Genomic DNA, 17,178 nt, shown 5'->3' with positions numbered 1-17,178 from the left:
CTCATCCCCTGTACTCATATGTCGAGATATAACGGGTCGCGTGGCTACCGGGCAAGGATGTCGTCCAGGTTGTAACTCACGGGACGTTCGAGCTGCTCGTACGTGCATGACTCCGGCGTGCGGTCGGGCCGCCACCGCCGCCACTGGGCGGTGTGCCGGAACCGGTCGCCCTCCATCTGGTCGTAGGCCACCTCGATCACCAGCTCCGGCCTGAGCGGGATGAACGACAGGTCCTTCTTGGCGTTCCACCGCGACACCGCGCCGGGCACCCGCTGCCCGCCCGTGGCGGGCCCGGCGGCCGGCTGGCCGACGTTGGCCGCCGCCTGCTCGGCCCAGTGGCCCCAGGGGTGCTCGCTCAGCTCCGCGAGGTACGGCTTGATCTCCTCGACCAGCTCGGCCCTGCGCGCCATCGGGAACGAGGCCGCCACGCCCACGTGGTGCAGCCGGCCGTCGTCGCCGTAGAGGCCGAGCAGCAGCGACCCCACGATCGGGCCCGTCTTGTGCTCGCGGTAGCCGCAGATCACCACGTCGGCCGTGCGCTCGTGCTTGACCTTGAACATCGTGCGCTTGTCCGGGATGTACGGCTGGTCGCCCGGCTTGACGATGATGCCGTCGAGCCCCGCGCCCTCGAACGTCTCGAACCACTCGGCCGCCTGCTCGTCGCTGGTCGTGACCGGGGTCAGCCGAATGGACTCGCCCTTTTCCGAAAATATCCCCTCAAGTCGCGCGCGGCGCTCCGAGAACGGCGTCTCCATCAGCGACTCGTCGCCCAGCGCCAGCAGGTCGAACGCGATGAACTGGGCCGGCGTCTGCTCCGACAGCAGCTTCACCCGCGAGGCCGCCGGATGGATGCGCTGCTGCAGCGCGTCGAAGTCGAGCTGCGACCCCCTCGGCAGCACGATCTCGCCGTCCACCACGCACTTGTCCGGCAGCTCCGCCCTGACGGCCTCGACCAGCTCCGGGAAATAGCGCGTGAACGGCCGCTCGTTGCGGCTGCCCAGATAGACCTCGTCGCCGTCGCGGAACACGATGCACCGGAAACCGTCCCACTTCGGCTCGTAGAACAGCGAGCCGTTCTGCTTGGGCATGGCCTTGACCGGCTTGGCCAGCATGGGCGGCACCGGCGGGCGCACCGGCAGATTGGGCACCGGCTGCTCTTCGGCGGGCTCCGCGAGCGCGGTCGGCTCAGTCGGCTCGGTCATGGCTCTGCTCCCTGTCGTATTTGCAGAAGAGGACCCCCTCCTCTTCCAGCACGTGGCTGAGGCGCAGCGAGACCTCCGAGGGCTCGCCGTTGAGTATGCGCGCCGCGCCGCCCCCCAGCAGCAGCGGGCTGATCGACAGGCACAGCTCGTCGACCAGGTCCTGCGCCGAGAGCTGGGCGTTGATCCTGGGGCCGCCCTCGCACAGGATCCTGGTGAGCCCGCGCGCGTGCAGCTCCGTGATGGCCGGCGCCAGGTCGACGCTCTCGGCCCCGGCCACGATGACGTCGGCGTGCCTGGCCGCCGCCTTGCGCCGCTCGAGCGGGGCGGCCTCGCAGGTGATCACGATCGTCCGGCTGGGGGCCTCGGTGAACAGCTCGCCGTCGAGGTCGAAGTCCAGGCTGCGGGTGATGACCGCGATGGGCGGCACCTTCGGCCTGCCCACGCGGATCTCGTCCCACGAGTCACGCGGGGGGACCGGGCCGTATCCCTCCTTGCGCACGGTCGCGGCGCCCGCGAGGACGACGTCGGACAGGCCGCGCAGGGTCTGGAAGATCCGCTTGTCGCCCGCGCTCGACAGCCCGCCCGAGCGGCCCTTCAGCCACGCCGCGCCGTCGGCGCTGGCCACCATGTTGAGCCGCAGCCACGGCCGCCCCTCGGGGTAGGCGTACGCCTGCACGATGTCCGGGTTGTCCTGTATGTCGGGATAGATGCGCCGCACTCCTCTACCTTGGCACACCCCACCGACAGTTGGCCCACACGGGAGCTCTCGCCCGGGCGGGGCACGTCCGTCACGTGCCCCGCCCGGTCGGTGAGCTGGTCAGGCGGTGAAGGAGATCCACACGTCCGGGGGAACGTCGGGCCGGTTCGACACGGGCAGGCGCTCCTCCGTCCACGCGTCACCGGCGATCTCGGTGGCGACGCGCCGCCAGAACGCGACGGCCCCCGTGTTCGAGTCCTGGAAGGCGATCTTCCAGGGGCCGGGGTGCCGGAGGATCACTTCCCGCACGGCTTTGATCCCGATCCCGGACCGGCGTGCGCCGCGTACGACGAAGAAGCTGTTCAGCACGCGCGCCGGGCCGGACAGCGCGCGCACGAAGGAGAACCCGACGGGGCGGTCATCGCTGGTGAACAGGTAGGCCGCCCAGTCGTCGTCCTCGAACGCCGCGCGCAGCCGGTCGCTGTGATAGGTGGCGTCAGCGCTGGGCAGGCCGCCCTGGAACTCCGCCATGTCGTGGCGGAACATGAGCCAGAGGCGTTCGACGGTGGGGCGGTCCGCGGCGCTCACGGGCCGCACGGTTGCCAGAGAAATGGTCATACAAGCACTTTCCGGCCGGGAGCAACCTCCGGCCGGAAAGGTAAAGCTAGCAGATGTGAGCGGGCATTTCGGGATATGGGGCGTATAGCACTTTTGTGTATCCAGGGACACACAGGCGGTCACGTGCTTACGTGGCGGAAGGGGATCGGGGAGGGGAGGCCCTGTGGGTCTGATCACTGCTGTCGCATGGGCGGTCGCCGCGCTGGCCGGGGTGTACCTGCTCTACTTCTGGCTCTCCGGCGACGGGCTGCGCCGGGCCAAGGTCACCCGCTTCCCGGCCGCGCTGGTGTTCTCCCACCCGACGCTGGCCGTGTCGGCGCTGGTGTGCTGGGTGGCCGGGCTGTTCACGGGGAGCAGGGTACTGGCGTGGGCCGCGTTCGCGGGGCTGGCGGTGGCCGCGCTGCTGGGGTTCACGATGTCCACGCGCTGGCTCGGGGCCGGGCGGCACAAGACGGGCGGGCGCGGGTTCCCGGTGCTGGCGGTGACGCTGCACGGCCTGGCGGGGGTGGCGACGTTCGCGCTGATGCTGCTCAGCGCGAGCGCGGCTGGCGCAGGACCTGGAGGGAACGGGCCGTGACGTCGACCACGTCGCCGGCCTGCCGGCTCTCGTCCGGGAGCGCCTCCTCCATCGTCTCGTGGCTGGTGTCGAGCACGGGCACCCAGCCGGTGCCGCACTCCTCGCCCGGCAGCGTGAACGACATGTTCTCGTGGTGGGCGTTGATGAGCAGCAGGAACGAGTCGTCCACGATCCGCTCGCCGCGCGGCCCCGGCTCGGTGATGGCCTCGCCGTTGAGGTAGACCATGAGCGACTTGGCGTAGCCGATGTGCCAGTCGCCCGCCGTCATCTCCGTGCCGCCCGGCGTGAGCCAGACCAGGTCGCGCTTGCCGTCGTCGGGATGGCGGCCGTGGAAGAAGCGGCGGCGCTGGAAGACCGGGTGCTCGCGGCGCAGCTTCGACAGCGCCCTGACGAACTCCAGCAGCTCCGGCTCCGTGTGCAGCATCGACCAGTCGACCCAGGCCAGCTCGTTGTCCTGGCAGTAGGCGTTGTTGTTGCCGCGCTGGGTGCGGCCGAGCTCGTCGCCGTGGGAGAGCATGGGCACGCCCTGCGACAGGAACAGGGTGGCCAGGAAGTTGCGGCGCTGGCGGTGGCGGAGCCGGACGATGCCGGGGTCCTCCACGGGGCCCTCGGCGCCGCAGTTCCAGGAGCGGTTGTCGTTGGTGCCGTCGCGGTTGTCCTCGCCGTTGGCCTCGTTGTGCTTGTGGTCGTAGGAGACCAGGTCGTTGAGGGTGAACCCGTCGTGGCAGGTCACGAAGTTGATCGAGGCGACCGGGCGGCGGCCGGAGGACTCGTACAGGTCGGCGGAGCCGGTCAGGCGGGAGGCGAACTCGGGGAGCGCGGAATGCGTGCCTCTCCAGAAATCTCGCACGATATCGCGATATTTGCCGTTCCACTCCGTCCACAAAGGCGGGAAATTCCCGACCTGGTAGCCGCCGGGCCCCACGTCCCACGGCTCGGCGATCAGCTTGACCTGCGAGATCACCGGATCCTGCTGGATCAGGTCGAAGAACGCGCTCAGCCGGTCGACGTCGTGCAGCTCCCTGGCCAGCGCCGAGGCCAGATCGAACCGGAACCCGTCGACGTGCATGTCGAGGACCCAGTAGCGCAGCGAGTCCATGATCAGCTGCAGCGCGTGCGGCGAGCGTACGTTGAGGGAGTTTCCGCACCCGGTGTAGTCGAGGTAGTAGCGCCGGTCGCCGTCGTGCAGCCGGTAGTAGGCGGCGTTGTCGATCCCCCGGAACCCCAGCGTGGGCCCCATGTGGTCGCCCTCGGCCGTGTGGTTGTAGACGACGTCGAGGATGACCTCGATGCCCGCCTCGTGCAGCGCCCGCACCATCGCCTTGAACTCCAGCACCTGCTGCCCCCGCGTGCCCGCGCTGGAGTAGCCACCGTGGGGCGCCAGGTAGGCCATGGTGTTGTAGCCCCAGTAGTTGGTCAGCCCGCGGGCGACCAGGAAGTGCTCGGGGATGTAGTGGTGGACCGGCATCAGCTCGACCGCCGTCACCCCCAGCGACAGCAGGTGATCGATGATCGCCGGATGTCCCACGCCCGCGTACGTGCCGCGCAGGTCGGGCGGCACGTCGGGGTGGCGCATGGTGAGCCCGCGCACGTGGGCCTCGTAGATCACGGTCTGGTGGTAGGGGATGCGCGGCGGCCGGTCGTTGCCCCACTCGAAGAACGGGTTGACGACCACGTTCTTCGGCATGTAGGGGGCGCTGTCCTCGGTGTTGCGCCGGGTGGGATCGGTGAAGTAATAGGGGAACAGCGCCTGGTTCCAGGTCAGCTCGCCGTCGATGGCCTTGGCGTAGGGATCGAGGAGCAGCTTGGCGGGATTGGACCGATGGCCCTGCGACGGGTCGTGCGGGCCGTGGACGCGATAGCCGTAGCGCTGGCCCGGCTGGATGCCCGGCAGATAGCCGTGCCAGACGAACCCGTCGACCTCGGGCAGGTCGACGCGCTCCTCGGTGCCGTCGTCATGAAAAAGGCACAGCTCGACTCGCTCGGCGACCTCGGAGAACACCGAAAAGCTGGTGCCCACGCCATCCCAGGTGCCGCCGAGTGGATAGGGCTCGCCCGGCCAGACCTCGCGCATGTGGCCCAATTGTCGCACGCGAACCCGCTCTTGGTCGCTCAATGCGCCGATCGCCCTCCCTACCAGGGTCTCCACGTGCCCGGCTCCCGGGCCGGGCAGGTCGCGGCGACCGTCAGAGCAGCTCGGCGTCGAGCGTGATCGTGGTGCCCGTCAGGGCCTTGCTCACCGGGCAGTTGGCCTTGGCCGTCGCGGCGGCCTCCTGGAACTGCTCGGCCGAGATGCCGGGGACGCGGCCCTTCACCGTGAGCACGATGCCCGTGATGCCCTCACCCGGCTGGAACGTCACGTCGGCGCTGGTCTCCAGCGACTCCGGCGGGGTGCCGGCGCCGGCCAGCCCGTGCGAGAGCGCCATCGAGAAGCAGGAGGAGTGGGCGGCCGCGATGAGCTCCTCCGGGGAGGTCTTGCCGCCGGCCTCCTGGGACCTGGACGCCCAGGTGACCTCGAACGTGCCCACGCCCGAGGTGTCGAGCGACACGGTGCCCGAACCGTCGATCAGGGCGCCCTTCCACTGGGTGGTGGCGGTGCGAGTGGTGGCCATGACGTGCTCCCTCCGTATTGGTCCTCCGACCTTATCGCGAGCCGGCGAAGTCCCCGCCTCCGGTCATCCGGCTCTACTTTTCCGGCGAATAATGACATGCTCGGGTCGCGGCGCCCCCGCCGCCTTCTGGTCCGGATTACACGGGAGCGTGGTGCCAGTGGAGGCACCGTACGACGACCGCCTGCTGCACCAGCGGGTGGTCGGCGGCGATGAGTCCGCGCTGGGCGAGGTCTACGACCGGCTCTCCTCGCTGATCTTCGGGCTCGCGCTGCGGGTCACCAGGGACCGGGTGATCGCCGAGGACATCACCCAGGAGGTGTTCCTGGTCTTCTGGGAGCGCCCCCTGGCCTACGACCCGGAACGCGGCACCTTACGCGCCTGGCTCGCGACGATCGCGCACCGCCGCGCGGTCGACCACGTGCGCGCCGAGGAGCGGCGGCGCGTGTCGGCGCTCGGACCCAGGCTGTTCGAGCGCGAACCTGACAGACTGGAGGACACGGTCCTGGCCTCGGACGAGGCCAAACGGGTGCGGCAGGCGGTGACCTCGCTGCCCGACGGCCTCCGGGAGGCGGTGGAGCTCGCCTACTTCGGCGGCAGGACCTATCGGCAGGTGAGCGAGGAATTGGGCGTGCCCGAGGGCACGGCCAAATCGCGCATCCGGCTGGCGCTGAGACGCCTGGCGGACGCGCTTGCGGAGGAAGAGGTGTAATGGACCCCGTCGAGCGCCTCTATCTGGACGCGATGATGGAGGACCCGCAGGTGCCGGCCCGCTCGTTGCGGCCCCAGCTCCTGGCCGGGGCCAGGGCCCGGCGCAGGCCCGCGGCCCCCACCGCGGCCTGGGCGCAGCCGTACGCGGGCCGGGTGGCCGCGATGGACGCGCTGCTGACCTCGGCCGTGGACGACGACTGGTCGCGCGTGATCGTCGAGGGCTGGACCCTCCAGGAGCTCGTCGCCCACCTGGCCGCCAAGGACGGCCTGCTGGCCGCCGCCGTCGGCGCTCCCGTGCTGGGGCCGCCCCTGGGCGCGACCGACTCGATGGGACGTACGAGCGACGTGCAGGCGTACGAGCGCGCCCGCAGCCCCGAGCAGACGAGAAGGGACTGGCGGGCCCAGGCCGACGCGCTCTGCCGCCACCTGGCCGACCTGCCGCCCACGACCCCGGCCACCATGGACGGCATGGAGGTCCCGGTGCGCGACCACCTCCTGGCGCGGTGCCTGGAGACCTGGATCCACACGGCCGACGCCGCCCGGACCGCCCGGCTGCGCCTGCCCGACCCCGTCCCCGACCACATCCACCCGACCGCCGACCTGTGCGCGCGCCTGCTGCCCTGGACGATGCTCCTGTCGGGCATGGACGGCTCCGGCCGCACCCTCCACCTCACGCTGACGGGCGCGGGCGGGGGCGAGTGGCAGGTGCCGCTGGGCGTGGAGGACGCCCGGCCCGGCACGCCGGACGCCCACATCACGGCGGACGTGGTCGCGTTCTGCTTCCTGCTGGGCGGCAGGGGAGAGCCCGCCGAGTTCCCCGCCGAGCTGGCCGGTGACCTGGCGCTGGCCAGGGACGTCCTGACCGCGGCCCCGGCGCTCTCCGGTCCCTGATTGGCGGTCCTGTCCATTTCTGGGGGAATTGGGCGGGAAATGCCCTGGGATATAGCGCGAGGCCCTTTAAGTGAGCGCAAAACCATCGTTTAATAAGCCCGCCGGGTTTTGACAGGTTATTTGGGTTTACGGAGTTAGGCGAGAATATTCACATGGGTACGTCTGCCCCTGTCTGAGTGCCTGCGGAGATAGTGGGTGCTGGATTTCGGGCCGATCTACCCATGAACGGAAACGAATGCACGTGAACACTGAAAGTCGGCAATCGCGGACGCCACGCCATGGGCGGGCCGCGACACTAACGCTGGCCGGCGCCATCGTCGGCTCCCTGCTTCTTCCCACGGGCCTGGCGGCCGCGGCGAGCGCGGTGCCCAGCAGCGCGGCCGTCCAGGCGGGCGTCGGAGTCTTCTCGGGCGAGAAGCCGCCGCTCTGTGGGAAGCACTGCGGACGTCGCGGATGGGGTGGGGGAGGATGCTGGCGCCCCTGGTGCGGCCCGTGGGGCTGGGGTGGTGGCTGGGGCGGTCGCCGCCACCACCGCGACAACGACGAGGAGATCATCCGCATCCGCACTCCGCGTCCCCACATCCACCGTCCGATCCGCCACGAGGAGCCAGTGGTGCACCGGCCTCCCGTCAAGCAGGAGCCGGTCAAGCCGCCGGTCAAGGACGAGGACAAGTTCGAGGACCGCGAGGACAAGGACGAGACGCCGCAGGACGACGGCAGCTGGTGGCCCAACGGGGACGACTGGCGGGACATCTTCGGGCCCGAGAATTAACCGGTGAGCTGAAACGGCTCCCGTTTTCGGAGAACGGTCGATGACGAATGCCGTGGCCGGCGAAACGGCCACGGCATTTGCCGTAGGAGAGGAGGGTTCCCGTGATGGACGACGTGACAGGACTGGCGGGGCTGCTGTACGAGTTCGGGCTGCTCAAGCGCTACAAGCGGACCGGGTGGCTGGTGGCGGGCGTACGGGATCCGGAGAGCATCGCCGAGCACTCGTTCCGCGCGGCCGTCATAGCCGGCGTGATCGCGAGGCTCGAAGGCGCGAATCCGGAGCGGGCCGCGTTCATGAGCCTCTTCCACGACACCCAGGAGACCCGCATCACCGACATCCCGTACATCGGCAAGCGCTACCTCAAGGCGGCCTCCAACGAGGACGTCACCGCCGACCAGATGCGCGGCCTGCCCGCCGAGGTGGCGGACATGGTCGGCGACGCGGTGGGGGAGTACGAGGAGAAGGCCAGCCTCGAAGCCGTCTGCGCCCGGGACGCGGACAAGCTGGAATGCCTCATCCAGGCGGTCGAATACCGGGAGCAGGGGCACCAGAACGTCCAGGGCTGGATCGACAGCTCCCTGGACGCCCTGACGACCCCGACCGGGAAGCGGCTGGCCGAGGAGGCCCTGCGCACCGGCACCCTGGAATGGGTGACGCGCGTGCTCAACGGCGACTGAGCGCTCCTCGGTCCGGCGGGCGGGTGCGGGTCAGCCGGTGACGGGCTGGGTGACGAGGTCCCGCTCGTACTCGTCGTCGCTCTCCGCCAGCACCCGCTCCACCCCCCGCGACGCGCGCTCGTCGCCCCGCGTCAGCAGCCCGCGCGTGGCCTCGGCCACCGTGCGCAGGTCGGCGTCGGCCAGGCGGGCGGCCAGGGCCTCACGGATGCGGGGCGTGTCCTCGGACAGCCCGGCGAGCCCGGCGGTGGCCCAGTCGCGCACCTCCGTGTCCTCGTCCTCCGTCATCGCGATCAGCAGCGCCAGCCCCTCCTCGTGGTCCGGCGGCAGCACGTCGGCCAGCGCGATCGCGTCCGTCATCGTGCGCTTGTGCCCGGGACGCCCGATGATGTCCAGCACGTACGGCAGCGCGCGCTCGTCCCCCTGGTGCCCGAGCGCGGCCAGGACCGACCGCAGCACCTGCGGGTTGCCCTCCGTGGTGACCATCTTCTGCAGCAGCGGCAGCGTCCTGTCGAGGTAGGGCTTCTCCCCTTCCGCGAACCCGAACTGGGCGATCGCGTCGACCCCGAACTCCCGCTCCCTGGCGTCCTCGCTCCCGCACAGCCGGGCCAGCGCCTCGTACGTCTCGTCGTCCGCCCGCCGGCCCAGCGAGTCGGCCACGATCCACCAGGTCTCGGCGTCCTCGTCGATGTCGCGGTGCGCGACGGCCCGCGCCACGAGCTGCTCCACCGGCGTGTACGTGCCCGTCGCGTCCTCCAGCAGGGTCGCGACGGCGGCGTGGCCGCGCTGGGCCTGCACCTGCTCGCTCTCCGAGCCGTCGGCCGCGCGCCCGGCCACCGTGACCAGCTCGGTGCCGTCCTTGGCGTACTGGCGGGCCACGACGTACTCCCAGCCCTCCTTCTCGATCTGGTCGAGCAGCGCGCTCTCCAGGTGCACGCCCACCCAGGAGGCGGCGATCTCGAGCGGCGTGTCGCCGTCGCCGTCGTACTTCTCGGGATCGGCGCCCGCTTCGAGCAGCACCTGCACCACGCCCAGCGCGCCGCGCCGGACGGCCAGCGTGAGCGGGGTGTCGCCGGACTCGTTGGCCGCGTCGACCTCCGCGCCCGCCTCGATCAGCGCCTTGGCGGTGGCGGCGTGGCCGTTGGAGGCGGCCCAGTGCAGCGCCGTCCAGCCGCCCTCCTCCCGGCCGTTGACGTCGGCGCCGGCCGTCAGGAGCGCGCCGGCCACCTCCACGCGGTCCCAGGCGGCGGCCGCGCACAGCGGCAGCCCCTCCTCACCTGGGCTGTTGGGGTCGGCGCCGCCGGCGAGCAGTTTGCCCACGGTCTCGGTCTCGCCGTTCAACGCCGCGCGGTAGAGCTGTTCCTCATGCATGACAGGGACCCTAGCCTGGTCCGGCCGCGCCCCGGGCCAAGCCAGAGCCCCGTGTCATCGCTTGGTACGCACCAAAGCGGCGTCCAGGTTCAAACACCTACAAGGGATGACATGTTTTCCTTCTCGGGGAGGAGTCACATTCCCGGCAAGACGCGATATGTTGCGAGTATGACTGATCCCGGTGGGCTCCGCGCCTCGGACGCCGAGCGCGAGGCCGTCGTCGAGCAGCTCCGTGTCGCATCGGTCGAGGGCAGGCTGACGCTCGCCGAGCTGACCGACCGCACGGAGGCCGCCTATTCCGCGACCACGCACGCCGAGCTGGCCCTGCTCACCCAGGACCTGCCGGCGGGGGCCGCGCCCGCCCCCTCTCCCGCTCCGGTGCCCGCGGGCAGGAAGCGGCGGTGGTTCGTGGGCGTCATGGGCGACTCCAAGCGGCGCGGGACCTGGCGGATCGACCAGGAGCTCGGCGCGGTCGCCGTCATGGGCGACGTGGTGCTCGATCTTCGCGAGGCCGAGGTGCGCACGGACATGGTGGACATCATGGCCGTCTCCGTGATGGGCGACATCAAGATCATCGTCCCCGACGGCGTGAACGTGGACCTCGACGGCATGGCCGTCATGGGCGACAAGCGCGTGGACGTCATCCAGGCGGCCCCCGGCATGAACGTCCCCGTGGTGCGCGTGCGCGCGTACGCCGTGATGGGGGACGTCAAGGTGATCGGCGACTCGCAGGCGCAGCCGGTGCAGCGCGGGTTCGCGGCCTGGCGGGAGCACTGGCGGGCGCTGCACGGCGAGGACTGGCGGGCGCTGCACCGGCAGATGCGCCAGCAGACCCGCGAGCTGAACCGGCAGGTCCGCGGCCTGGGCGGGCTGACGCGCGGAGAGGGCAGCCGCGACCGGCGGGGCTACTGACCCCGGCTCAGCCGACCAGGGAGGACACCGGCTGCCGCTGGGCCGCCTCGTAACGCTCCAGGAGCACGTCCACCAGCTCCGGCGCCGGGCCGAGCACGTCGGACACGACCGCGGCCCCGGCCTCCAGGCTCGTCTGCCGCACCTTGTCCGCGAAGTGGCCGGGCGCCAGCAGGTACGGCGCGACGACCACCTTCGGCGCGCCCGCCCGCCTGAGCGCGGCCACGGCCTCGGCGGGCGACGGATCGGCGGCCGAGGCGTAGCCATGGGACACCGTCCACCAGCCGGAACGCCGCCACTCCCGCGCCTGCCGCGCGATCACGGCGTTGGCCCTGGCGTCGCTCGAACCCGCCGACACCAGCACCACCGCGGTGTCCGGGTCCCCGGCCCGCACGCCCGCCTCGGCCAGGCGCCGCTCCAGCGCCGTAAGCAGCAGCGGGTGCGGCCCCAGCGTGGTGCCGTAGTGCACGCGCAGGCGCGGCTCGCGCGCCCGGACCTCGTTCAGCGCCGCCGGCAGGTCCACCCGGCTGTGGTAGGCCTCGGTGAGCAGCAGCGGCAGCACAACGGCCTCCTGGAGGCCGCTCAGGGCCTGTCCCAGTGCCGGGGTGCAGTGGTCGAGGTAGGCCACCCGTACGGGCACCTCAGGGCGCGCCAGGCGTACCCGGTCGAGCAGCGCGGCCACGGTGGCGGCGGCACGCGGATCTCGCGACCCGTGCGCCACCGCCACCAGTGGCACGCGGCCGGGGGCCGTCCCGCCTGCCAACGGGACGGGTCCCCTGCTGGGGATCACAGGTGAATGCCGCATTCGACCTTCCCCAGGCCCGCCCAGCGTCCGCTGCGCGGATCCTCTCCCTCCGCGACCTGCCGCGTGCACGGCGCGCAGCCGATCGAGGGGTAGTTGTCGTAGTGCAACGGGTTGATCAGCACCCCGTTGTCGGCGATGTAGTTGTCGACGTCCTCCTGGGTCCAGGCCGCGATCGGGTTGACCTTGACCATCTGCCGCTTGGCGTCCCACTCGACGACCTTGGAGCCGGCGCGGCTGGGGGACTCGTCGCGGCGGATGCCGGAGATCCACGCCAGGTACGGCTCCAGCGCCCGGTTGAGCGGCTCGACCTTGCGCAGGAAGCAGCACAGGTCGGGGTTGCGGCCGAACAGGCGCGGGCCGAGGTCGCGCTCCTGCTCCTCGACCGTCCGCGACGGCTTGATGTCGATCACGTTGACGTCATAGACCTGGCGCACCGCGTCACGCGTGCCGACCGTCTCGGCGAAGTGGTAGCCGGTGTCGATGAACAGCACGTCCACGCCGGGCTTGACCCTGCTCACCAGGTCGATCAGGAGGGCGTCGCTCATCGAGGAGGTCAGGCACAGCCGGTCGCCGAACGTCGCCGCCGCCCAGCGGATGATCTCGCGGGCGGGGGCGCCCTCGAGGAACGTCGCGGCGGACTCGACGATGTCCTGCAGGTCAAGGGCGCCGCGCTGCTGTTTCAGGCCGACCTCGATGTCCACGAGCGTCATATCTTCACTCCGATCCCGAGAAACTTGAGCTTGAAAGCGCGGGCGCAGGCGCGGCAGTACCAGCCGCCGTCCCCCTCGTAGGGTTCGAGGTCCTCGTCGCCGCAGTACGGGCAGTGGAACGGGACCGCTCGCTCGCTCATTTGAGGTCCGCCTCGTCGGCCCGCTGCACCCAGTCGGCGAACGACTCGCCTTCCTTCTTCTGGGCGTCGTAGTGCTTGACGACGCGCTCGACGTAGTCGGGCAGCGCCTTGGCGGTGGTCTTGAGGCCGCGGACCTTGCGCCCGAAGCCGGCATTGACGCCGAGGGAGCCGCCCAGGTGGATCTGGAAGCCCTCGACCTGGTCGCCGTTCTCGTCCACCACGAGCTGGCCCTTCAGGCCGATGTCGGCGACCTGGATGCGGGCGCAGGAGTTGGGGCAGCCGTTGACGTTGATCGTCAGCGGCTCGTCGAACGCCGGCAGCCGCCGCTCCAGCTCGTCGATCAGGTCGGCGGCCGCGGCCTTGGTCTCGACGATGGCCAGCTTGCAGTATTCGATGCCGGTGCAGGCCATCGTCTGGCGGCGGAACGTGGAGGGCCGGACCCGCAGGTCGTTGGCCTCCAGCTCGGCCACGATCGAGTCGACCTGGTCGGGCGCGACGTCGAGGATGACCATCTTCTGCTCGGCGGTCGTGCGGACCCGGCCGGAGCCGTGCCGCTCGGCGATGTCGGCGATCAGGTGCAGCCTGTCGCCGTCGAGCCGGCCCACCTTGGGGGCGAAGCCGACGTAGAAGTTGCCGTCCTTCTGCGGGAAGACGCCCACGTGGTCGCGGCGGTTGGCGCGCGGCAGCTCGGGGGCGGGCCCGTCGGGCAGCGGCTCCTTGAGGTATTCGGTCTCGAGGATCTCCCGGAACTTTTCGACGCCCCAGTCGTTGACCAGGAACTTGATGCGTGCGCGGTGCCGCAGCCGCCGGTAGCCGTAGTCGCGGAAGATCCCGACCACGCCCTCGAAGACGTCGCCCGCCTGCTCCGGCCGGACGAACACGCCGATCCGCTTGCCCAGCATCGGGTTGGTCGACAGGCCGCCGCCGACCCACAGGTCGTAGCCGATCTCCCCCTGCTCGTTGACCACGCCGACGAACGCCACGTCGTTGATCTCGTGCACCGTGCAGTGGGCGGTGCAGCCGCTCAGCGCCGACTTGAACTTGCGCGGCAGGTTGGAGTACGCCGGGTTGCCCACGATCCGGTCCTGCAGCTCGTGGATCTGCTCGGTCGCGTCGAGCACCTCGTCGGCGTCGATCCCGGCCAGCGGACAGCCCAGGATCACGCGCGGGGTGTCGCCGCACGCCTCGGTGGTGGACAGGCCCACGGCCTCCAGGCGCTCCCAGATGTCCGGCACCGACTCGATCTCGATCCAGTGGAGCTGGATGTTCTGGCGGTCGGTCAGGTCGGCGGTGCCGCGGCCGTACTCGTTAGAGATGTCGGCGATCGTGCGCAGCTGGGCGAGGTCGAGCTGGCCGCCGTCGATGCGCACCCGCAGCATGAAGTAGCGGTCGTCGAGCTCCTCCGGCTCCAGGACGGCGGTCTTGCCGCCGTCGATGCCGGGCTTGCGCTGGGTGTAGAGGCCGTACCAGCGCATGCGGCCACGCAGGTCGGCCGGGTCGATCGAGTCGAAGCCCCGCTTGGAGTAGATGTCGATGATGCGCTGGCGGACGTTGAGGCCGTCGTCGTTCTTCTTGTTCTCTTCGTTCTTGTTGAGCGGCTCACGGTAACCGAGAGCCCACTGGCCTTCGCCGCGCGGGCGCTTGTGGTGCCGGCTGGCAGGAGTGCGGCTGGCAGGGGTGCTCATTGCGCGTCCTTCGGTTCATGGGCGCGCGCAGGGTTCCTCCTGCCTCGTCGGCGAGGGCAGGGGTGGAGAGGAGGTGTGCGACGCGCTCAGCGGTAAAAAGGATGGGGTTACAGGCGGGCGTCGCAACAGATGGCACTGCGGACACGCTGGAGGTCGACGTGGCGTCGACCGACGAGCATGGGGTCCGCTGGCATACCTAGAAGATACTCTGGCCGTCCCGTTTGTCCAAGACAGGGTCCAGAGTGTGGGACTGTCCAGCTCGCTCAGCCCTGGCTCTTCCAGCTGAGGTCGGGCTCGTGGGGCTTCTCCTGGACCTGGTGCTGGCAGTCGCACCAGGAGCCGCCGCGGCAGTCCTCGTGGCGTTTGTCCTTGCAGCTCTCACAGATCACATGGCGATTATTCTCCTAGAACGTTGTTCGGGTTAGGCTGGCGGGCGTGGATCTCATGGCCGAGCTGCTCGACGACCTGCGTGCCGAGACCGCGTCCCTCGAAGCTCTGCTCGATCCGCTGGGGGACGAGGACTGGGAGCGGCCCACGCCCGCCGAGGGCTGGGCGATCCGTGACCAGGTGAGCCATCTGGCCTGGTTCGACGACGCCGCCGTGCGCGCGGCCACCGACCCCGGCGGCTTCCAGGCCTCGCTGGCGGGCTTCACGTCCGTGGACGACCTCGCCCTCGAGGCGCGCGGGATGCCGCCGGCCGAGCTGCGCGCGTGGTTCCGGGCGGCCCGCTCCCGCAGCCTGGAGGTGTTCGCGGCGCTGGACGCGCGCGAGCGGGTGCCGTGGTTCGGCCCCGCCATGTCGGCCGCCTCCTTCGTGACCGCGCGGCTGATGGAGACCTGGGCGCACGGCCAGGACGTCGCCGACGCGCTCGGCGTCACCCGGGAGCCGACGGCCCGGCTGCGCCACGTCGCCATGATGGGCTTCCGCGCCCGGCCCTACAGCTTCGCCGTCCGCGGCCTGCCGGTGCCCGCGGAGACCGTACGCGCCGAGCTGGCCATGCCGGACGGGACCACGTGGACGGCGGGGCCCGAGGGCGCCGACGGCCTCGTCCGGGGCACCGTCCTCGACTTCTGCCTGGCCGTCACCCAGCGCGTCCACCTGTCCGACACCGCGCTGGAGCTGACCGGCGAGCCCGCGCGGGCCTGGATGGAGATCGCGCAGGCATTCGCCGGGCCCCCTGGCAAGGGACGGGCGCCCAGGTCAGGGTGAAGTCAGGGTCTTGCCGGATGACGCGGGCGGCCAGGCGGATGTCATCCTGCGAGTATGCGCACGATTCTGAACGTCATCTGGCTGATCTTCGCGGGACTCTGGCTGGCCGCCGGCTACGCGCTGGCCGGGATCATCTGCTGCATCCTGATCGTCACGATCCCGTTCGGCATCGCGTCGTTCCGGATCGCGGCGTACGCGCTGTGGCCGTTCGGCAGGACCGTGGTGCGCGACCCCGACGCGGGCGCGTTCTCCCTGATCGGCAACGTCATCTGGTGCGTGGTCGCCGGCGTCTGGCTGGCCATCGGGCACGTCGTGACGTCGATCCCGCTGTTCCTGTCGATCATCGGCATCCCGATGGGCGTCGCGAACCTCAAACTCGTCCCCGTCTCCCTGCTCCCGCTGGGCGCACGCATCGTTGACAACGACTAGGGCAGTCTCCGGGACGTAAGCTGTCCCGAAGAGTCACTGCGAATACCGTTGGGTGCCATGACGTCCACCGATGCGCCTCCCCGGCCGAAGAGAGGGCTCGTCTCCAACGCCAGGGCCAGGCTGAGCTGGGTGCTCGACACGAAGTCGTGGGCGATCGTCCGCGCGGCGACCAACGCCGGCGTCACCTACCGGGTCACCGGCCTGGCAGGTGAGGCGGCGTTCTTCGCGCTGCTGTCGCTGCCGCCGTTCGTGCTGGGCCTGATCGGCGTGCTGGCCAAGCTCGGCACGTGGCTGGGCTCCAGCGTGGTCGCTCAGGTCAAGGCGTGGGTGATCGAGCAGGCGGGCGTGCTGTTCACGGAAGAGGCCGTGAACAAGGTGATCAACCCGCTCCTCACCGACGTCCTCAGCGACGACGCGAGCAAGGTGTCGATCATCTCGGTGGGCTTCCTGCTCTCGCTCTGGTCCGGCTCCAGAGCCCTTTACGTGTACGTCGACCTCATCTCCGTCGCCTACGGGCTCGGCGAGGAGCGCGGCATCATCCGCACCAGGCTGATGTCGTTCGGCCTCTACGTCGTCGGCCTGATCATCGGCATCATCGTCATGCCGATCCTGGTCATCGGGCCGACCCTGCTCAGGGACGCCCTGCCCGCCCAGTACGGCGTCCTCATCGACATCCTCTACTGGCCGGTCGTGATCATCGGCTCGGTCCTGTTCCTGACCGTGCTCTACCACGTCAGCGTGCCGGTGCGGACCAAGTGGTACCGCGAGCTGCCCGGCGCGATCCTGGCGCTGTTCCTGTGGATCGTGTGCGCGGCGGTGCTGCGGGCCGTGCTGGCCGCCTGGTTCTCGCCCGTCTCCGTCTACGGATCGCTGGCCGCGCCGATCGCCGTGCTCCTCTGGCTCTACATCACCGCCCTGGCCGTGCTCATCGGGGCCATCCTGAACGCCGAGGTGGACCGGCTCTGGCCGGGCGTCAGCCGTACCAAATAGGGCCTCCCGGCCCGGAGGCGCGGCGGACGCGGCGTCGCGATCACCTCATCGTGACACGACGGATGGGCCCCGTGACATCCGCTATCGTCTAGGAGGAGACGCGACTGGCGCATTTGGTGGGATCGACCACCGGGGAGCGAAAGGAGCGGAGGCCGTGCGCCTGGGTCTTCGCAGTTGTC

At 70.5% G+C, this 17,178-nt stretch carries 21 protein-coding genes and 1 riboswitch; of the genes, 9 read left to right on the top strand and 12 right to left on the bottom strand.

Going from position 1 to position 17,178, the window contains the following annotated elements; genetic code table 11:
* Positions 1–44 precede the first annotated feature (44 nt).
* The 3 genes from H4W80_RS19985 to H4W80_RS19975 all read right to left on the bottom strand — a co-directional run bounded on the left by H4W80_RS19985 (position 45) and on the right by H4W80_RS19975 (position 2,517).
* Positions 45–1,202, bottom strand: a complete 1,158-nt coding sequence (locus H4W80_RS19985) for an ATP-dependent DNA ligase (RefSeq protein WP_192786479.1) — start codon at positions 1,200–1,202, stop codon at positions 45–47.
* Positions 1,186–1,920 (bottom strand): pyrimidine reductase family protein, encoded by a 735-nt coding sequence (locus H4W80_RS19980; protein ID WP_192786478.1) that lies wholly within the window; start codon positions 1,918–1,920, stop codon positions 1,186–1,188. The genes H4W80_RS19985 and H4W80_RS19980 overlap by 17 nt, the downstream gene beginning before the upstream one ends.
* Before the next feature lie 99 nt (positions 1,921–2,019).
* Positions 2,020–2,517, bottom strand: a complete 498-nt coding sequence (locus H4W80_RS19975) for a GNAT family N-acetyltransferase (protein ID WP_192786477.1) — start codon at positions 2,515–2,517, stop codon at positions 2,020–2,022.
* A gap of 163 nt (positions 2,518–2,680) precedes the next feature.
* On the opposite strand from H4W80_RS19975, the gene H4W80_RS19970 reads away from it, so the two are divergent.
* Positions 2,681–3,094: a hypothetical protein gene (locus tag H4W80_RS19970; RefSeq protein WP_192786476.1), complete on the top strand. Its 414-nt coding sequence runs from the start codon at positions 2,681–2,683 to the stop codon at positions 3,092–3,094.
* Here the strand turns inward: H4W80_RS19970 and glgX are convergent.
* Both glgX and H4W80_RS19960 read right to left on the bottom strand, forming a co-directional pair.
* On the bottom strand, positions 3,048–5,168 hold the full coding sequence (glgX, locus tag H4W80_RS19965) for a glycogen debranching protein GlgX (protein ID WP_192786475.1): 2,121 nt from the start codon (positions 5,166–5,168) through the stop codon (positions 3,048–3,050). The two genes, H4W80_RS19970 and glgX, sit on opposite strands and share 47 nt — an antisense overlap.
* Before the next feature lie 112 nt (positions 5,169–5,280).
* Positions 5,281–5,706, bottom strand: a complete 426-nt coding sequence (locus H4W80_RS19960; RefSeq protein ID WP_192786474.1) for an OsmC family protein — start codon at positions 5,704–5,706, stop codon at positions 5,281–5,283.
* Between the two features lie 151 nt (positions 5,707–5,857).
* Between H4W80_RS19960 and H4W80_RS19955 the strand changes: the two genes are divergently transcribed.
* From H4W80_RS19955 to H4W80_RS19940, 4 genes are all read left to right on the top strand, one after another.
* On the top strand, positions 5,858–6,415 hold the full coding sequence (locus H4W80_RS19955; protein WP_318786957.1) for a sigma-70 family RNA polymerase sigma factor: 558 nt from the start codon (positions 5,858–5,860) through the stop codon (positions 6,413–6,415).
* A complete protein-coding gene (locus tag H4W80_RS19950) occupies positions 6,415–7,305 on the top strand; it encodes a maleylpyruvate isomerase family mycothiol-dependent enzyme (protein WP_192786472.1) in 891 nt (296 codons plus the stop codon). Before H4W80_RS19955 ends, H4W80_RS19950 begins: the two co-directional genes overlap by 1 nt.
* Positions 7,306–7,546: 241 nt before the next feature.
* Positions 7,547–8,077: a hypothetical protein gene (locus tag H4W80_RS19945; RefSeq protein ID WP_192786471.1), complete on the top strand. Its 531-nt coding sequence runs from the start codon at positions 7,547–7,549 to the stop codon at positions 8,075–8,077.
* Positions 8,078–8,181: 104 nt separating this feature from the next.
* Positions 8,182–8,754 (top strand): HD domain-containing protein, encoded by a 573-nt coding sequence (locus H4W80_RS19940; protein WP_185079406.1) that lies wholly within the window; start codon positions 8,182–8,184, stop codon positions 8,752–8,754.
* A gap of 30 nt (positions 8,755–8,784) precedes the next feature.
* On the opposite strand, the gene H4W80_RS19935 is transcribed toward H4W80_RS19940, so the two are convergent.
* A complete protein-coding gene (locus tag H4W80_RS19935; RefSeq protein ID WP_225963556.1) occupies positions 8,785–10,122 on the bottom strand; it encodes an ankyrin repeat domain-containing protein in 1,338 nt (445 codons plus the stop codon).
* A gap of 168 nt (positions 10,123–10,290) precedes the next feature.
* On the opposite strand from H4W80_RS19935, the gene H4W80_RS19930 reads away from it, so the two are divergent.
* Entirely contained in the window at positions 10,291–11,034 is a 744-nt protein-coding gene (locus H4W80_RS19930; protein WP_192786470.1) for a DUF1707 SHOCT-like domain-containing protein, read from the top strand.
* Positions 11,035–11,041: 7 nt separating this feature from the next.
* Here H4W80_RS19930 and H4W80_RS19925 read toward each other — a convergent pair whose 3' ends face one another.
* The 6 genes from H4W80_RS19925 to H4W80_RS62775 all read right to left on the bottom strand — a co-directional run bounded on the left by H4W80_RS19925 (position 11,042) and on the right by H4W80_RS62775 (position 14,760).
* On the bottom strand, positions 11,042–11,836 hold the full coding sequence (locus H4W80_RS19925; RefSeq protein WP_192786469.1) for a sirohydrochlorin chelatase: 795 nt from the start codon (positions 11,834–11,836) through the stop codon (positions 11,042–11,044).
* Entirely contained in the window at positions 11,818–12,546 is a 729-nt protein-coding gene (locus H4W80_RS19920) for a phosphoadenylyl-sulfate reductase (RefSeq protein ID WP_192786468.1), read from the bottom strand. Before H4W80_RS19920 ends, H4W80_RS19925 begins: the two co-directional genes overlap by 19 nt.
* Positions 12,543–12,686: an Insertion element protein gene (locus H4W80_RS19915; protein WP_185077756.1), complete on the bottom strand. Its 144-nt coding sequence runs from the start codon at positions 12,684–12,686 to the stop codon at positions 12,543–12,545. Before H4W80_RS19915 ends, H4W80_RS19920 begins: the two co-directional genes overlap by 4 nt.
* Entirely contained in the window at positions 12,683–14,371 is a 1,689-nt protein-coding gene (locus H4W80_RS19910) for a nitrite/sulfite reductase (RefSeq protein ID WP_192786467.1), read from the bottom strand. Before H4W80_RS19910 ends, H4W80_RS19915 begins: the two co-directional genes overlap by 4 nt.
* A gap of 107 nt (positions 14,372–14,478) precedes the next feature.
* Positions 14,479–14,565, bottom strand: a complete 87-nt coding sequence (locus H4W80_RS64575) for a putative leader peptide (protein WP_350723228.1) — start codon at positions 14,563–14,565, stop codon at positions 14,479–14,481.
* Positions 14,566–14,634: 69 nt separating this feature from the next.
* Complete coding sequence (locus H4W80_RS62775; protein WP_264085992.1) at positions 14,635–14,760, bottom strand: hypothetical protein; 126 nt, start codon at positions 14,758–14,760, stop codon at positions 14,635–14,637.
* A 55-nt stretch (positions 14,761–14,815) separates the two neighbouring features.
* Between H4W80_RS62775 and H4W80_RS19905 the strand changes: the two genes are divergently transcribed.
* Genes H4W80_RS19905 through H4W80_RS19895 form a run of 3 tightly spaced genes read left to right on the top strand, consistent with a single transcriptional unit; the run spans position 14,816 to position 16,999 of the window.
* Entirely contained in the window at positions 14,816–15,580 is a 765-nt protein-coding gene (locus H4W80_RS19905) for a TIGR03084 family metal-binding protein (protein WP_192793618.1), read from the top strand.
* 54 nt (positions 15,581–15,634) lie between these two features.
* A complete protein-coding gene (locus H4W80_RS19900) occupies positions 15,635–16,009 on the top strand; it encodes a YccF domain-containing protein (RefSeq protein ID WP_185077754.1) in 375 nt (124 codons plus the stop codon).
* Positions 16,010–16,066: 57 nt separating this feature from the next.
* Positions 16,067–16,999: a YihY/virulence factor BrkB family protein gene (locus H4W80_RS19895; protein ID WP_221520089.1), complete on the top strand. Its 933-nt coding sequence runs from the start codon at positions 16,067–16,069 to the stop codon at positions 16,997–16,999.
* A gap of 96 nt (positions 17,000–17,095) precedes the next feature.
* Positions 17,096–17,172, top strand: a riboswitch (ZMP/ZTP riboswitch).
* Positions 17,173–17,178 lie beyond the last annotated feature (6 nt).

Origin of the sequence: Nonomuraea angiospora (genome assembly GCF_014873145.1) — a bacterium.
GTDB lineage: Bacteria > Actinomycetota > Actinomycetes > Streptosporangiales > Streptosporangiaceae > Nonomuraea > Nonomuraea angiospora.
This window is presented reverse-complemented; position numbering and strand designations above follow the sequence as displayed.

Bases quoted from the DNA above. Each gene is read 5' to 3' on its own strand.
- H4W80_RS19985 (WP_192786479.1), bottom strand. From the start codon at position 1,202: ATGACCGAGCCGACTGAGCCGACCGCGCTCGCGGAGCCCGCCGAAGAG.
- H4W80_RS19975 (WP_192786477.1), bottom strand. From the start codon at position 2,517: ATGACCATTTCTCTGGCAACCGTGCGGCCCGTGAGCGCCGCGGACCGC.
- glgX (WP_192786475.1), bottom strand. From the start codon at position 5,168: ATGCGCGAGGTCTGGCCGGGCGAGCCCTATCCACTCGGCGGCACCTGG.
- H4W80_RS19960 (WP_192786474.1), bottom strand. From the start codon at position 5,706: ATGGCCACCACTCGCACCGCCACCACCCAGTGGAAGGGCGCCCTGATC.
- H4W80_RS19950 (WP_192786472.1), top strand. From the start codon at position 6,415: ATGGACCCCGTCGAGCGCCTCTATCTGGACGCGATGATGGAGGACCCG.
- H4W80_RS19940 (WP_185079406.1), top strand. From the start codon at position 8,182: ATGGACGACGTGACAGGACTGGCGGGGCTGCTGTACGAGTTCGGGCTG.
- H4W80_RS19935 (WP_225963556.1), bottom strand. From the start codon at position 10,122: ATGCATGAGGAACAGCTCTACCGCGCGGCGTTGAACGGCGAGACCGAG.
- H4W80_RS19930 (WP_192786470.1), top strand. From the start codon at position 10,291: ATGACTGATCCCGGTGGGCTCCGCGCCTCGGACGCCGAGCGCGAGGCC.
- H4W80_RS19925 (WP_192786469.1), bottom strand. From the start codon at position 11,836: ATGCGGCATTCACCTGTGATCCCCAGCAGGGGACCCGTCCCGTTGGCA.
- H4W80_RS19920 (WP_192786468.1), bottom strand. From the start codon at position 12,546: ATGACGCTCGTGGACATCGAGGTCGGCCTGAAACAGCAGCGCGGCGCC.
- H4W80_RS19915 (WP_185077756.1), bottom strand. From the start codon at position 12,686: ATGAGCGAGCGAGCGGTCCCGTTCCACTGCCCGTACTGCGGCGACGAG.
- H4W80_RS19910 (WP_192786467.1), bottom strand. From the start codon at position 14,371: ATGAGCACCCCTGCCAGCCGCACTCCTGCCAGCCGGCACCACAAGCGC.
- H4W80_RS64575 (WP_350723228.1), bottom strand. From the start codon at position 14,565: ATGCCAGCGGACCCCATGCTCGTCGGTCGACGCCACGTCGACCTCCAG.
- H4W80_RS19905 (WP_192793618.1), top strand. From the start codon at position 14,816: ATGGCCGAGCTGCTCGACGACCTGCGTGCCGAGACCGCGTCCCTCGAA.
- H4W80_RS19900 (WP_185077754.1), top strand. From the start codon at position 15,635: ATGCGCACGATTCTGAACGTCATCTGGCTGATCTTCGCGGGACTCTGG.
- H4W80_RS19895 (WP_221520089.1), top strand. From the start codon at position 16,067: ATGACGTCCACCGATGCGCCTCCCCGGCCGAAGAGAGGGCTCGTCTCC.